Annotated in this window: 17 protein-coding genes; 5 read left to right on the top strand and 12 right to left on the bottom strand. The window is 71.3% G+C overall.

From position 1 onward, the window contains the following. Nucleotides 1-120 precede the first annotated feature (120 nt). From Q8A52_RS44850 to Q8A52_RS44870, 6 genes are all read right to left on the bottom strand, one after another. Nucleotides 121-807 (bottom strand): FadR/GntR family transcriptional regulator, encoded by a 687-nt coding sequence (locus Q8A52_RS44850; protein WP_316763526.1) that lies wholly within the window; start codon nucleotides 805-807, stop codon nucleotides 121-123. A gap of 136 nt (nucleotides 808-943) precedes the next feature. After that, nucleotides 944-1,885: an SGNH/GDSL hydrolase family protein gene (locus tag Q8A52_RS44855; protein WP_316763528.1), complete on the bottom strand. Its 942-nt coding sequence runs from the start codon at nucleotides 1,883-1,885 to the stop codon at nucleotides 944-946. A gap of 62 nt (nucleotides 1,886-1,947) precedes the next feature. Beyond that, on the bottom strand, nucleotides 1,948-2,199 hold the full coding sequence (locus Q8A52_RS44860) for a hypothetical protein (protein ID WP_316763530.1): 252 nt from the start codon (nucleotides 2,197-2,199) through the stop codon (nucleotides 1,948-1,950). Nucleotides 2,200-2,493: 294 nt separating this feature from the next. After that, nucleotides 2,494-2,799 (bottom strand): hypothetical protein, encoded by a 306-nt coding sequence (locus Q8A52_RS49365; RefSeq protein WP_408649365.1) that lies wholly within the window; start codon nucleotides 2,797-2,799, stop codon nucleotides 2,494-2,496. Continuing rightward, nucleotides 2,796-3,026, bottom strand: coding sequence for a hypothetical protein (locus tag Q8A52_RS49370; protein ID WP_408649366.1), 231 nt, complete (start codon nucleotides 3,024-3,026; stop codon nucleotides 2,796-2,798). Before Q8A52_RS49370 ends, Q8A52_RS49365 begins: the two co-directional genes overlap by 4 nt. A gap of 19 nt (nucleotides 3,027-3,045) precedes the next feature. Next, nucleotides 3,046-3,513 carry a winged helix-turn-helix transcriptional regulator gene (locus tag Q8A52_RS44870; protein ID WP_316763532.1) on the bottom strand — a complete coding sequence of 156 codons (468 nt, stop codon included), beginning with the start codon at nucleotides 3,511-3,513 and terminating at the stop codon, nucleotides 3,046-3,048. Between the two features lie 93 nt (nucleotides 3,514-3,606). Between Q8A52_RS44870 and Q8A52_RS44875 the strand changes: the two genes are divergently transcribed. Then, entirely contained in the window at nucleotides 3,607-4,122 is a 516-nt protein-coding gene (locus tag Q8A52_RS44875; RefSeq protein WP_316763534.1) for a PaaI family thioesterase, read from the top strand. Between the two features lies 1 nt (nucleotide 4,123). Here Q8A52_RS44875 and Q8A52_RS44880 read toward each other — a convergent pair whose 3' ends face one another. The 6 genes from Q8A52_RS44880 to Q8A52_RS44905 all read right to left on the bottom strand — a co-directional run bounded on the left by Q8A52_RS44880 (nucleotide 4,124) and on the right by Q8A52_RS44905 (nucleotide 9,424). Continuing rightward, the gene (locus Q8A52_RS44880) at nucleotides 4,124-5,041 is read right to left on the bottom strand and encodes an expansin EXLX1 family cellulose-binding protein (RefSeq protein ID WP_316763536.1); all 918 of its coding nucleotides are present in this window, start codon (nucleotides 5,039-5,041) and stop codon (nucleotides 4,124-4,126) included. 117 nt (nucleotides 5,042-5,158) lie between these two features. Next, the gene (locus Q8A52_RS44885; protein WP_316763539.1) at nucleotides 5,159-5,458 is read right to left on the bottom strand and encodes a hypothetical protein; all 300 of its coding nucleotides are present in this window, start codon (nucleotides 5,456-5,458) and stop codon (nucleotides 5,159-5,161) included. After that, nucleotides 5,455-6,090 carry a ParA family protein gene (locus Q8A52_RS44890; protein WP_316763542.1) on the bottom strand — a complete coding sequence of 212 codons (636 nt, stop codon included), beginning with the start codon at nucleotides 6,088-6,090 and terminating at the stop codon, nucleotides 5,455-5,457. Before Q8A52_RS44890 ends, Q8A52_RS44885 begins: the two co-directional genes overlap by 4 nt. 288 nt (nucleotides 6,091-6,378) lie before the next feature. After that, complete coding sequence (locus tag Q8A52_RS44895; RefSeq protein ID WP_316763545.1) at nucleotides 6,379-6,645, bottom strand: SHOCT domain-containing protein; 267 nt, start codon at nucleotides 6,643-6,645, stop codon at nucleotides 6,379-6,381. Nucleotides 6,646-6,767: 122 nt separating this feature from the next. Next, on the bottom strand, nucleotides 6,768-8,048 hold the full coding sequence (locus tag Q8A52_RS44900; protein ID WP_316763548.1) for an MFS transporter: 1,281 nt from the start codon (nucleotides 8,046-8,048) through the stop codon (nucleotides 6,768-6,770). After that, nucleotides 8,045-9,424 carry an MBL fold metallo-hydrolase gene (locus tag Q8A52_RS44905; RefSeq protein WP_316763551.1) on the bottom strand — a complete coding sequence of 460 codons (1,380 nt, stop codon included), beginning with the start codon at nucleotides 9,422-9,424 and terminating at the stop codon, nucleotides 8,045-8,047. The genes Q8A52_RS44900 and Q8A52_RS44905 overlap by 4 nt, the downstream gene beginning before the upstream one ends. Nucleotides 9,425-9,512: 88 nt before the next feature. Here Q8A52_RS44905 and Q8A52_RS44910 point away from each other — a divergent pair, with 88 nt between their 5' ends. From Q8A52_RS44910 to Q8A52_RS44925, 4 genes are all read left to right on the top strand, one after another. After that, the gene (locus Q8A52_RS44910) at nucleotides 9,513-10,190 is read left to right on the top strand and encodes an ArsR/SmtB family transcription factor (RefSeq protein WP_316763553.1); all 678 of its coding nucleotides are present in this window, start codon (nucleotides 9,513-9,515) and stop codon (nucleotides 10,188-10,190) included. Continuing rightward, nucleotides 10,187-10,426, top strand: a complete 240-nt coding sequence (locus Q8A52_RS44915) for a PLP-dependent transferase (protein WP_316763555.1) — start codon at nucleotides 10,187-10,189, stop codon at nucleotides 10,424-10,426. The genes Q8A52_RS44910 and Q8A52_RS44915 overlap by 4 nt, the downstream gene beginning before the upstream one ends. Nucleotides 10,427-10,538: 112 nt before the next feature. After that, the gene (locus Q8A52_RS44920) at nucleotides 10,539-11,795 is read left to right on the top strand and encodes an MFS transporter (RefSeq protein ID WP_316763557.1); all 1,257 of its coding nucleotides are present in this window, start codon (nucleotides 10,539-10,541) and stop codon (nucleotides 11,793-11,795) included. Further along, complete coding sequence (locus Q8A52_RS44925) at nucleotides 11,792-12,085, top strand: sulfurtransferase TusA family protein (RefSeq protein WP_316763559.1); 294 nt, start codon at nucleotides 11,792-11,794, stop codon at nucleotides 12,083-12,085. The genes Q8A52_RS44920 and Q8A52_RS44925 overlap by 4 nt, the downstream gene beginning before the upstream one ends. Nucleotides 12,086-12,120: the final 35 nt, after the last annotated feature.

Here is a 12,120-nt window from a genome sequence, read left to right on the forward strand (position 1 = left end):
CGTGATGTGGGCCTGCTGGCGCAACGGCGCCTGTTACGACCCCGTCATCCATCAAGCCAACAGCAAGATCAACACGCCCGCCGACACGCCTCTGGCGGCATAGAGGTTGACTCAGGAAACTCATGCGAGGCCCTCCAGCATGATGCGCTCGGTCGTGGTCAGGTACTCCTCGGCCGCCCGACGTGCGCCGGCCTCGTCACCGGCATCGATCGCGTCGACCACCGGCTGTAGACGCGCGTGGGCGACTGCGGCGTCCTTGAACGGGCCTATGAGCGCGGCGCGTACCGGCAGATAGGCGTTGAAGAGGGTGTTCGTCAGCAGGACGTAGACCCGGTTGCCGGTGGCGCGGGCCAGGGCCCGGTGCACCTCGATGTCCGCGAGCTGTACGGCGTCGGCGTCCTTCGCCTCCCGTACGGCTGCCAACCGCGTTTGCAGTTCGGCGCGTTGCCGGCCGGTCGCGCGGGCGGCGGCCCGCTCGGCGATCAACGCACCGATGCTGCGCCGTACTTCGAAGATCTCACCGATCCAGTCCGGGCTGTGTCGCACGAGCATCGGCAGCAGATCCGCTCCGCCAAGACGCAGATAGTCCCGCACGCGGGTGCCGACACCGTGCCGGGTCTCCAGCAGCCCTGCCTGCACGAGGCGGCCGAAGGCGTGCTTGAGGGTGGTACGGGTGACGCCGTAGCCGTCCGCGAGTGTCCGTTCCGGCGGCAGGTAACTTCCGGCTGGATGCTGCCCGTTGAGGATCTCCTCGCGCAGACGGTTCTCCAGGACATCGACGATGGTTTCGCGGGGCAGTGCCTCCACGCCGTCCTCCCAAGTGGCTCAGTGGATGAGCCACTCAACCAATCCTGTGCGGTGAAGTCAATGGCGATACCGCGGTGTTGCCGTATCTGCGACGGCGGCTGAAGTGGCCCGCCTCGAGGATCCGGCGCGGACCCGGTCAGGGGCCGACCGCACGGAGCACGGCGGTCGCCATGCCGCGCTCCCCGCGTTCGTTGGGGTGGACGGCGGCTGCCGGGCTGCTCGGTCTGAGGGGTTCGATCCAGCGGGTGGCCGCCGCGGAGCAGGCGTCGTGGCCGATGGACGGGGTGAACGTGTCGACATAGGTCGCACCGGCGGCTTCGGCGCGATCCCGGAGCATGGTGTTGAGCTGTCGTTCCGTCTCGCGAAGGAATGTCACGTCTCCGGGCGCGAGGGGCATGTCCGAGCCGCAGCCGGCGCCCTCGGCGGGCAGGATGGCCGGGTAACCGACGATGTAGATACGGGCCTCGGGCGCCCGGTGCTTGACGTCGTTCAGGGCGCGGGCGAGATGGTCACCCGCGGTGCGGATCTTCCGGGCGACTGCGTCGGCGTCGCCGGAGGCGTAGCGCTCCTTGCAGGGTGCCTGGCCGGAGATGTTCGTGACGCCGGCGGCCGCTTTGAAGAGTGCCCCGGAGGTGACGCACTTGGCGACCATGGTGCTGAAGCCGATGTCGTTTCCGCCGATGCCGATGGTGACCAGAGCGGTGGCGGCGGTCAGTGCGGAGAGCTGCGGGGGGTTGGTGCCGTCGTCGGTGGACTGGGGTGTGGTGAGGTTGGTGATCGTGGCGGCGCTGCAGCTGGCATCGCGGAAGTCGGCGGCATTGATACCGAGTTGCTTGGCCACGAGCGCCGGGTAGTTGCGGGAGGAGCGGTCGCAGCCTGCGGGCTCTCCCGTCTGGTCGGGAATCCTGGGGCCGGAGGTGAAGGAGTCGCCGAGTGCGGCGTAGGGCCCTTGGGGCGGGTGCCCGCCGCCGTCGCTGCCGCCGGTCAGGTACCGTCCGATGCCGACGGCCGTGACCAGTACGCCGCATGCGAGGGCCCCGGCCAGGCCGGTTCGCGCCAACGGTCCCAACGGTCCCATGGTTGTGTCCTGTCTTCGTCGACCGGCCCCTCGTGCGGTTCGTATGCGGCGGCGGGGGTGCCTCATGCGGGTCGCACGAGTCCGGCGTCGTAGGCGAAGATCACGGCCTGGACGCGGTCACGGGCGTCTGTCCTGGTGAGGATCCGGGCACCCCGCCGCCGGACCCGGGGGTGGGCTCGGTCGGCCCGCCGACATGACGCCGGCCGGGTGATGACCGACATGATCACGCCCTGCTCGGGATCGCCGGTCAGGGTCTCAAGGAACCGGCGTTCATCCTGTCGGGGGGCGGAAGCGAGCGCGCTCGGTGCGGTCATGGGGGTGAACCCTCCACGGTGTCGAGGCCGTCCGCCGGCCCGGGGGGAACGGACCGGCGGACGGGCTGGGGCTACCGGCCGCGGGGTGACCCGCTGGATCGGCGGTCGTGCGGCAGCCGATGCCGCGGCTGGTCGGCGTCGGTTCTTCAGCTCTTCGGTTCTTCCGGGTGGGCTCCCTCCGCCGCCTCCTCGCGGTCGGTGCCTCGGGCTCGGTCGGGGCGGCGGGCGCGGTGGCCTCGCCGTCGCGTCCGAGACGCTGCTCGAGCTTGGACAGTGCTTGTATCTTGCCTCGGGCTAGGGGATGACGCGTCGGCTGCCGCACCGGGACGGGAGCCGTGCCCGTGTCGCCGGAGCCGGAGCCGGAGCCGGGGATGATGCCGGTGAAGTCGGACGGCACGCCGTGACCGCCCGGGGCCGTCCGGATGGCGGCTCGTCCACGCCGGCCAGGACGGTCGGCGTGGTTCGCGCCCGCTCGGTGGCCAAGGTCCGGCGCAGCGTCTCGCCCTCGACGTCCACGTGCGGCAGGGTGCGGTCCAGCCGCTTCGGCAGGGCCCGGGCGCGATGGCCGAGGAGGGGCATGACCGGCCGGACGATGGTCATCCGCACCACGAAGGCGTCGAGGACACCGCGGAGGCGAGACCGAGGCCGATGGACTTGATCAGCGCCGCGTCGTCCAGCAGGCGCCCGGAGAACACGGCGATCATGATGATCGCGGCGGCGCTGACCGCCCGGGCGCTTTGCCGCCTCCCTCGACGATCGCCTCCCTCGACGATCGCCTCCTTCAGGCGTCCGTCTGCCGTGAATGCGGCGCCGGGGACCCAGCGCACCTCCGGTGGTTGTACGTCGTCAGACCAAGCGCCGGGCGCCGGGCCCCGGTCGTGCGCTCACGTCCTTCGGGGTCAGGGCGGCGTGGTCGTCGGCGCACTCGACGACGACCCGCACCGGTGCCCCGCACTCGGTGTGCCGTAGGTCCAGCACGGGGCCTTGAGGATCGGGGGCGTATGTCTCGCCCCACTGGCGCAGGGCGACGAGGACCGGCCAGAGGTCCCACCCCTTGCGGGTCAGCCGGTACTCGTTGCGGGAGCGGCTGCCCGGCTCCTGGTAGGGAACGGTGCTGAGGATGCCGGCCGCAGTCAGCTTCCTGAGCCGGTCGCTGAGGACCGCTTCCGACAGGCCGATGTGGCGCCGGAAGTCGTCGAAGCGTCGTACGCCGTTGGCGGCGTCACGCACGATCAGCAGGGTCCACTTCTCCCCGACCACGTCGAGCGTCCGCTGGACGGTGCAGTTCTCGGTACTGACCTCAAGCCACTCCATTCAGCCATGGTAGAGGTCTGACTTCGCCATTGACAGTCAGGTGACCGGGCAGCTAACTTCGATCGACGAAGTCAGCTGGGAGGCACCGAAGACATGGGACGGACACGGACGTACGAGTGGGAAGACCCCGCGGTCACGGCGGCTGCCGTCGGGCGCAGCTCCGGCCTGGACTTCCTGTGTGAGATGCAGACGGGCCGTCTTCCCGGGCCGCCCATCCTGGCCACCATGGACTTCACGCTGGACGAGGTGGCCGAGGGCCGGGTGGTCTTCTCCCTGCTGCCGGGCGAGGAGCACTACAACCCGATCGGCAGCGTGCACGGCGGTGTCTATGCCACCCTCCTCGACTCGGCGGCGGGCTGCGCCGTCCACTCCACGCTGCCACCGGGCATGGGCTACACCTCGCTCGACCTGACGGTGAAGTTCCTGAGGCGGATCACGGTGGACACGGGCCGGGTGCGGGCCATCGGCACAGTGGTGAACCGGGGCCGTCAGACCGCGCTGGCCGAGGCCAGGCTGGTCGACGCGAAGGACCGGCTGCTGGCCCACGCCACCAGCAGCTGCATGCTGCTCCCGGTGCCTGCCGCGGACGCCGGCGACGACAGGACCTAGGTCAGCGCTCGGCGAATTGGACTCGGGTCGGCTGCACTACGTTCGGCCGCACCGCGATTGCCTGAACGGTCAGTCGCTCACCGTAGATGTCGGTGACTCTGATCGTGCCGCCGCAGCCAGCGCCGTCGTCGGAGATGAAGTAGTTGTAGTCGGTGCGGGACAGCGGGCGCCAGCCGCCGCTCGCGCGCACCTCCAGCCGCGCCACCGGGTTCCGGTGCCCTATCACCTGGATACCGCACCACCACTGGGAGGACCCGGTCTTGTACCGGATCGAGATCGTGCCGATGGTGCTCGGGCTCAACAGATTCCAGGTGATCGGGATCCGCCCGGCCGAGGGGTTGGCGAGTTCGGCGAAGGCCTGTGCGCTGAGGTCGATCTGGCCGGGTGCGCAGTCCCCCGGGCATTCATTGGTGATGCGGACCGTGACGGAGGCTCCATTGGCCGCATGGACGAGGACGTACGCCCCGCATGCCTTGCCCGACTCGTAGTCGGTGTGGTTCATCGCCCCGGTCATGACATCACCGCTCGGGTCGTACAGACAGGCACCCCCACCGTCCGCGTCGTAGAAGGTGGCGAGCCCCCGGTAGGTGACGCCGGGTCGTATGCGTCCCGCCAACGGCGCCGCGGCGGAGGCTGTTCGCCGGGCGCCCGCCACCGACGGCTTCACCGATGCGCCGGGCGTCGCACGACCCGACGTGTTCCGAGGGGTGCCCTCGACCGAGGGCCGTGCTGAGGGGGTGGTCGCGGGGGCGGACCCGGTGCGTGACGACGTCGCAGGCGGGTCGATCGCGTGGGTGCCGGTGACGGGTGGTGCCGCGGTGTGGCCGCCATCGGCCTTGTGGTCGGGAAGGAGTACCACGATCAAGGAGGCGACGATGAGTGCCGCGGCCGCCGATATGTACAGCCACCGACTGTGCACCGGACCTCCCTCACCGCCGCCACCCGTCGGTGTGAGTGACGGGCGCGGCGATCGTCCCAGACCCGAGAGGACGGCGGCAAGCCCGAGTTCGGGGGCGGGCGGTGCCGGATCGTCGTCTCAGCGGGATCGCCAGAGCCGCGCGATGCCGGCCACCAGCGACGAGGCTTCCACGGTCGCGGTCGCACCGGCTGCCACGCACCAAGTCGTCAGGGGCCGCAGTACGGATTCGCCGGCGTGTGCGAGCGCCGACACCGGTGTCCCCACCCAACGGGTCAAGTCGTCCGGCAAAGTGGGGTCGAGTTCGATGGTCACCCTGACGTAACGGGTGTGCAGCTGGGTGACTTTGGCGGGACGGGATGCGGCTGCGTACGGTCCGCGCTGCAGCGCGGCTCGGTAGGTGTCCTTGCGCTGATTCACGCTTTGTCCTGACGCTTGATGAGCTCGTCCGCGAGGTCCATGTAGGCCGAGCCCTTGACGCCGATCGGGCTGCCGAACGACTGGGCGTACAAGTCGAGCCGCGGAATGTGGGTGGACAACACGTCGAAGCCACGCTCGGTGAGTGCCTCGCGGGCGTCGGCATCGGGACCGGTGCGGGTGGCGTCCGGACGGTTCGTGCGGTTCAGCAGGACGGCGGCGCGGGCCGGTTGGGCGCGCAAGGACTGCATGTCGCCCATCTCGCCGCCGATGGGCGCCATGCGGTCCAGTTCGATGGGGGCGGGGGTGACCGGCACGACCCACTCGCTCGCGTACCTCATGATGCTGCGGGTGATGTGGGCGTGGTCCTCCATCTGCGGGGCGTCGAACACGACCGCCTGCCGGTTGCCGAGGAAGTCGTTCACGCGCCGGTGCACGTCACCCACCGGAAGGGCGATCACCGGAAACGGAAATCCGCCCGCCAATTCGCTCCAGCGCAGCGCGGAGGAGGCGGGGTCACTGTCCACCAGCAGTGGTGGGATGCCCGACTCGTGAAGCGCGTGGGCCAGCCAGACCGCGCTGGTCGTCTTTCCCACACCCGGTTTCAGGTTCACAAAGGCATAGCTGAACAACACAAGAGTGGACGTTAACGGTCATGAACGGCGGGCCGCCGTCGGCGCGGGGCACCGAGTCGCCTCGTTCACTCTGGGGCGCTGGTGACTGAGTCGAATGGGCTACTGATCACGGTACGGGAATTGACCGAGCGAACCCTGAAGGCGTCATCGCCGTGCAGAGCAGGGCGGTGTCCGGGCAGCCATCTCCCCGGCGCGCAGGACCTACCAGCCGCCGAAGCGGTCGATGGGACCTGGACGCCGGGGAGGCCGGCACGGTCAGCGGGAGCCGACGGTCACGCAGCCACCCGGTCACCTGGACCTCGGCCGGTGAGCGGACAGTTGCTTGCGCATCTCCGCGTAGGTTTCGGGGCCGATCTCGCCGGAGGCAAAGCGGTGGTCGAGGACCTCCTCCGGTGTTTCCGTCGGTGCCGGCCCTCCGTCCGTGTCGTCCCGGCGAGACGCCGGGTGCTGGGCGAGGCGGACAACCGCCCACACCACCAGACCGATCAGCGCGATCCACAGCAGCGGCATGAAGGCCATCCAGGCCCAGCCACTACCGCCGTCCCAGTACATCACCGCAGGTCACCTCCTTCGGGAGGTCTCTTCAGTTCCTACTCTCCGTCCACCCCGGGGACACTGCCATGGGTCCTTCGGCCCCGCCGCCGGACCACTCGGCACCTCCGCCGCCGGGGGCCGGATCAGCGCGTTCCGGGCCGGTGTCCGCTGATCCAGCGGGCGGCGAGCAGCCCGGAGCCTGCCGTGAGGACAGCGGCCGCGATGACGGTCGCGTCGAGTCCGAAGGCGTCCGCGAGGAGTCCGGCCACCAGGGCGCCGACGGCATAGCCGATGTCGCGCCAGAAGCGGTAGGTCCCGAGTGCGTTGGCGCGCCAGGCGGGGTGGGCATGGTCGGAGACCGAGGCGATCAGGGCCGGGTAGACCATGGCGGTGCCCAGCCCCAGGGCGGCGGCGGACAGGACACCGGCCAGCAGCGGACGGCCGAGCAGCGCGAGGGCGAGGACGAATCCGCCGGCCTGGACGAGCATGCCCGTGACGATGAGGGGCTTGCGGCCGATGCGGTCGGCGAGGTGCCCGGTGGGGATCTGGCCGATGCCCCACAGGATGGGGTAGAGGCCCTTGATCAGGCCGATGGCGGCGAAGCCGAGGCCGTGTTCGGTGAAGAGCAGGGGGAAGACGCCCCAGGTCAGACCGTCGTTCAGGTTGTTGACCAGTCCGGCCTGGCTGGCGCCGCGCAGGGAGCGGTTGCGCCAGGACGTGCGGGCGAAGACGGCAGCCAGTGTGGTGTCCTCACCGGTCGGCAGGGGCTTGGCGTGCTGGGCGAGCTCGAGGGCCACGTGGCCGGCGGTGTCACGGACGATCACGGACAGGCCGAGCCCGGCGGCGACGAAGACGACGCCGATGAGTTCGGGGGCGGGGCGCAGGCCATAGGCGGTGGCGAGGTAGCCGGTGAGCAGGGCGGTGACCCCGACCGCGGTGTAGCCGGCGGCCTCGTTGACGCCGGTGGCCAGTCCGCGACGTGCGGGGCCGACGAGGTCGATCTTCATGTTGACGGTCATCGACCAGGTCAGACCCTGGTTGATGCCGAGCAGGACATTCGCGGCGACGATCCAGCCCCAGGACGGCGCCCAGGCAAGGGCGAAGGGCACGGGGACACCGATCAGCCAGCCGGTCACCAGGAGCTGTCTGCGGCGGAAGCGGGCAGTCAGCGCCCCGGCGGCGAGGTTGGTCAGCGCCTTGGTGACACCGAAGGCGATGATGAAGGAGAAGACCGCCAGGTCGCTGGTCAGATGGAAGACGTCGGCGCCGATCAGCGGGACCGTGGTGCGTTCCAGGCCGACCAGGCCACCGACGCAGACATTGACGACGACGAGCAGGGTGAACTGCGGCCAGTTCTCCCGCAGGCCCAGCCGTATCGGCGGGTCGGCAGCGGTCGTGCCGGCCGGGTGGTGGGAGGTGCTCACGGCCGCACGCCCGCCGTGCCCTCGACGAGCCGCTGACCATGGACGGCGGCGTAGTCGGCGGGCCCGCCGTCGAGGACCGCCACATCGGTGTGGCCCGCGCGTTCCAGCAGACTGGCGGCGGTCATGGCCCGCTCGCCGTGGCCGCAGGCCACGACCGCGCCCTCGGGGGCGTCGACGGCGCGGGCGCCGAGGCTCGCGAGCTCGATGTGCACGGCTCCCGGGACATGCCCGGTCACGAACTCGGAGCTCTGCCGGACGTCGACATAAGGCCGGTCCGCGGCGCGGTCGGCCGTGATGAACGCGGTGGTGGCCTGTGCGTTGCCCGCCGCGACCCAGGCTCGCATGCCTCCGGCCAGGCGTCCGGACAGCCGCTCGTAGCCGATCTTGTACGCCGGCCAGACGATCTCGGCCGGCTCCTGGTCCTCGGCGGTGACGAACGCGATCGGCGCGGTCTCGGGCAACAGCCAGCCGAGCCAGGTGGCGAACTGGTCGCGCAGCGGGATCGAGACCGCACCGGGAATGTGTCCGGCGGCGAAGTCCGCGGCCGGGCGGACGTCGACCACATGACCGCCCCGCGCGAGCAGAGCGGCCACCTGTCCGGCGGTGAGGTCGGGCAGCGCCGGGGTGCCGGTCAGGATGCCCGGGCCCCGGCGGTTGGCCTCGGCGAGCCGGTCGAAGTACGCCGGGTAGCTGCCCAGGCCGCTCAGCAACTGTCGTACGAAGGTGTCCTCGTCCGGGGCGGCCAGAAGCGGGTTGCTCTGTTTCTGCGCGCCGATGGTGGAGGTGCGCTCGCTGCCCGGCGGCGCCGAGCAGAAGGAGCCGGCTCCGTGGGTGGGCCACACCGAGGTCGCGTCGGGCAGTGCGGCCAGCCGCCGCAGCGAGCGGTACTGGGCCCGGGCGAGCTCCTCGGTGCGGTCGGCTCCGAGGAGGTCGGTGCGGGCGGCGGAGTTCACGATCATCGAGCCGCCGGTGAACACCCCCAACTCGTGGTCGCCGTCCAGCAGCAGGAACGACAGGTGCTCGTCGGTGTGGCCGGGCGTGGCCAGTGCTCGCAGGGTCAGTCCGCCGAGGTCCGTCTCGTCGCCGTCGGCCAGTGGCGTGTGGAGGAAGACCCGCCGGCCGGCGGCGGAGGCCAGCACACGCGCGCCGTCGTCGTGCGCCAGCTGGACGGAGCCGGAGAGGAAGTCCGCATGCAGATGCGTGTCGGCCGCGAACGCGACGGTCAGCCCGCGCCGGTCCGCGGCCTCCCGCAGGGCGCGCAGGTCACGGGCGGCGTCCACGGCCAGGGCGCGCCCGTCGCCGAGGTCGACGAGGTAGGCGCTGTTGCCGAGTCCGGCGTCGACCAGGGGTATCAGGTGGTCGTCGGCAAACCCCATCAGGTCCTCCAAGGTTCGGATGCGAGGCGGCGTGTGGTCACAGCACCCTCCTTCATTTACACTATTCCATGGATTTATGGAGGATGGCATGGCGGGAAGCAACTCGACCGGTACGAAGGCTCAGCTGTACGACGCGTTCGCAACCAGCGGCAAGGCGCTGGCCAGCGGAAAGCGCCTGGAACTGCTCGACCTGCTCGCCCAGGGCGAGCGGACGGTCGACGCCCTCGCCAAGGCGGCGGGACTGAACCTGACGACGGCCTCGGCACATCTGCAGACGCTCAAACAGGCCGGCTTCGTCGCCACCCGCCGCGAGGGCGTACGCATCCACTACCGGCTCGCGGGCGACGACGTCGCCCAGCTGTTCGCGCTGCTGCGCAAGGTCGCCGAACGCCACCAGGCCATCGTGCCCGGCGCCCGGGACGCCTACCTCGGCGAGGACGGCGCGGCGGAGGTCACCCACGAAGAGCTGCGCGCCCGCGCGGCGTCCGGGGACGTACTCGTGCTGGACGTGCGGCCGATGGACGAGTACCGGGCGGGGCACATCCCCGGCGCACGCTCCATCCCGGTCGACGAACTCGCCGACCGGATCAACGAGTTGCCCGAGGACACCGACATCGTCGTGTACTGCCGGGGCGAGTACTGCGTACTCGCCTACGACGCGGTACGACTGCTGACCGACCACGGACGGCGGGCGATCCGCCTGAACGACGGCATGCTGGAGTGGCGCCTGGCCGAACTGCCCGTCGAGGCCGGGGACCTGGCATGACGGGGCGCCCAGTGCCCGTACCTCCGGGGCTTGTCGGCGGGCCGCGCGCCACCGCGGGCGCCGCGGGCTACCTGGACCGCCCGGTGACCCAGCCGATCACCACGACTCACCATGGCCTCGAGCCGGCCGAGCGCGCGCAGCGCCGCATCGCCGACAGCCTGATCCGCCCGTCCGTCGGTCCGGAGGACGCCGACGGCCTCATCGACGACCTGCCCCAAGCCGTTGCCGTCACCTGACGGCCCGCCGCAGCACGCCGGCCGGTGCCCCACTTCCCCACCGGGCCCGGGACCGACGACGTCACCGCCCCCACGCCTTCGCCCGCAGCCGTCACCGCCACCCGGAAGAGACATGACGAGTACGCAATCAGGCACCTCCTCCTCCATATCGGACGTCGTTCCGGCCCAACGCCGCATCCTGCGCGTGCTGGTCGCCTCTCAGGTCCTCAGCGGGGCCGGGCTCGCCGCCGGAGTCACCGTCGGGGCCCTGCTCGCGCAGGACATGCTCGGGACCACCAGCCTCGCCGGGCTGCCGAGCGCTCTGTTCACCGCCGGGTCCGCGCTCGCCGCCGTCGCCGTCGGCCGCATTTCCCAGGCCCGCGGCCGCCGCCCCGGCCTGACCACGGGATACCTCGCCGGAGCCATCGGCAGCGCCGGCGTCATCACCGCCGCTGTCCTCGACAATTCCGTTCTGCTGTTCCTCGCGCTGTTCATCTACGGCGCCGGCACCGCCACCAACCTCCAGGCCCGCTACGCCGGAGCCGACCTCGCCGACCCCGCCCACCGAGCCCGCGCAGTCTCCACCGTCCTGGTCGCGACCACGCTCGGCGGCGTCGTCGGCCCCAACCTCGCCTCACCCACCGGCGACCTCGCGCACGTCCTCGGCGTTCCCCGCCTGGCCGGACCCTTCCTGCTGGCCGGAGCCGCCTATGCGCTGGCAGCCCTCGTGCTGGCCGTGTGGCTGCGCCCCGACCCCCTCCTGCTCGCCCGCACCCTCGACCAGCGGCGGACGACGGCCACCGACGCGACACAGCGATCCGTGTCAACCGCCGAACGGCGCCGACCCGGAGTCGTCCTCGGCGCACTGATCATGATCCTCACCCAGTTGGTCATGGTTGCGATCATGACGATGACGCCCGTCCACATGCACGACCACGGTCACGGCACGGCCGCCTCCGGACTCGTCATCGCCATCCACGTCGGCGCGATGTACCTGCCCTCACCGCTGACCGGCTGGCTCGTCGACCGCTACGGCCGTATCCCGGTCGCCGCCGCATCCGGTGTCACGCTCCTCGCCGCGGGCGTCCTCGCCGCCGCCGCGCCCGGCGACTCCGTCGCGCTGCTGGCCCTCGCGCTGGCCCTGCTCGGACTCGGCTGGAACCTCGGCCTGGTCTCCGGCACCGCGGTCATCACCGACGCCGTGCCCCTCGCCGCCCGCGCCAGGACGCAGGGCCTGGTCGATGTCTCGATCGCCATCGCCGGCACCACCGGCGGCCTCGCCTCCGGCATCATCGTCACCGCCGCGAGCTACCCCGTCCTCGCCCTCACCGGCGGCATCCTCGCCCTGGCCATCCTGCCTGCCATCGCCGCCACCGCGAGCAGCCGATGACCCTCCGTCCAGTCCCGGCACCCGATCTCACCGTCGACGGCACCGGCCTGCTCTGCGTCACCCTTCTGCTCAAGCTCCGGGCCGCCATCGACGGCGCACGGTCCGGCACCGTCGTGCACGTGGTCGCCACCGACCCGGCCGCGCCCCTCGACCTGCCCGCCTGGTGCCATATGACCGGCCACTGCTACCTCGGCCCCGTCCCCGGCGACCGCACGGTGTACGCCCTCCGGCTGGCGGCCGACGCGCGCCTCACCCGCCCCGACGCCCCCTGGCACACAGCCGGCCCCTGACCGCTGCCACTGACCCGCGCCCCTGACCTGCGCCG

The organism is Streptomyces herbicida (assembly GCF_032656585.1).
In the GTDB taxonomy this organism is placed as follows: domain Bacteria; phylum Actinomycetota; class Actinomycetes; order Streptomycetales; family Streptomycetaceae; genus Streptomyces; species Streptomyces herbicida.

Coding starts and splice junctions, on each gene's coding strand:
- Q8A52_RS49365 (WP_408649365.1), bottom strand. CDS start 2,799: ATGACCATCGTCCGGCCGGTCATGCCCCTCCTCGGCCATCGCGCCCGG.
- Q8A52_RS44870 (WP_316763532.1), bottom strand. CDS start 3,513: ATGGAGTGGCTTGAGGTCAGTACCGAGAACTGCACCGTCCAGCGGACG.
- Q8A52_RS44910 (WP_316763553.1), top strand. CDS start 9,513: ATGGCGGGAAGCAACTCGACCGGTACGAAGGCTCAGCTGTACGACGCG.
- Q8A52_RS44860 (WP_316763530.1), bottom strand. CDS start 2,199: ATGACCGCACCGAGCGCGCTCGCTTCCGCCCCCCGACAGGATGAACGC.
- Q8A52_RS44925 (WP_316763559.1), top strand. CDS start 11,792: ATGACCCTCCGTCCAGTCCCGGCACCCGATCTCACCGTCGACGGCACC.
- Q8A52_RS44855 (WP_316763528.1), bottom strand. CDS start 1,885: ATGGGACCGTTGGGACCGTTGGCGCGAACCGGCCTGGCCGGGGCCCTC.
- Q8A52_RS44875 (WP_316763534.1), top strand. CDS start 3,607: ATGGGACGGACACGGACGTACGAGTGGGAAGACCCCGCGGTCACGGCG.
- Q8A52_RS44920 (WP_316763557.1), top strand. CDS start 10,539: ATGACGAGTACGCAATCAGGCACCTCCTCCTCCATATCGGACGTCGTT.
- Q8A52_RS44905 (WP_316763551.1), bottom strand. CDS start 9,424: ATGGGGTTTGCCGACGACCACCTGATACCCCTGGTCGACGCCGGACTC.
- Q8A52_RS44915 (WP_316763555.1), top strand. CDS start 10,187: ATGACGGGGCGCCCAGTGCCCGTACCTCCGGGGCTTGTCGGCGGGCCG.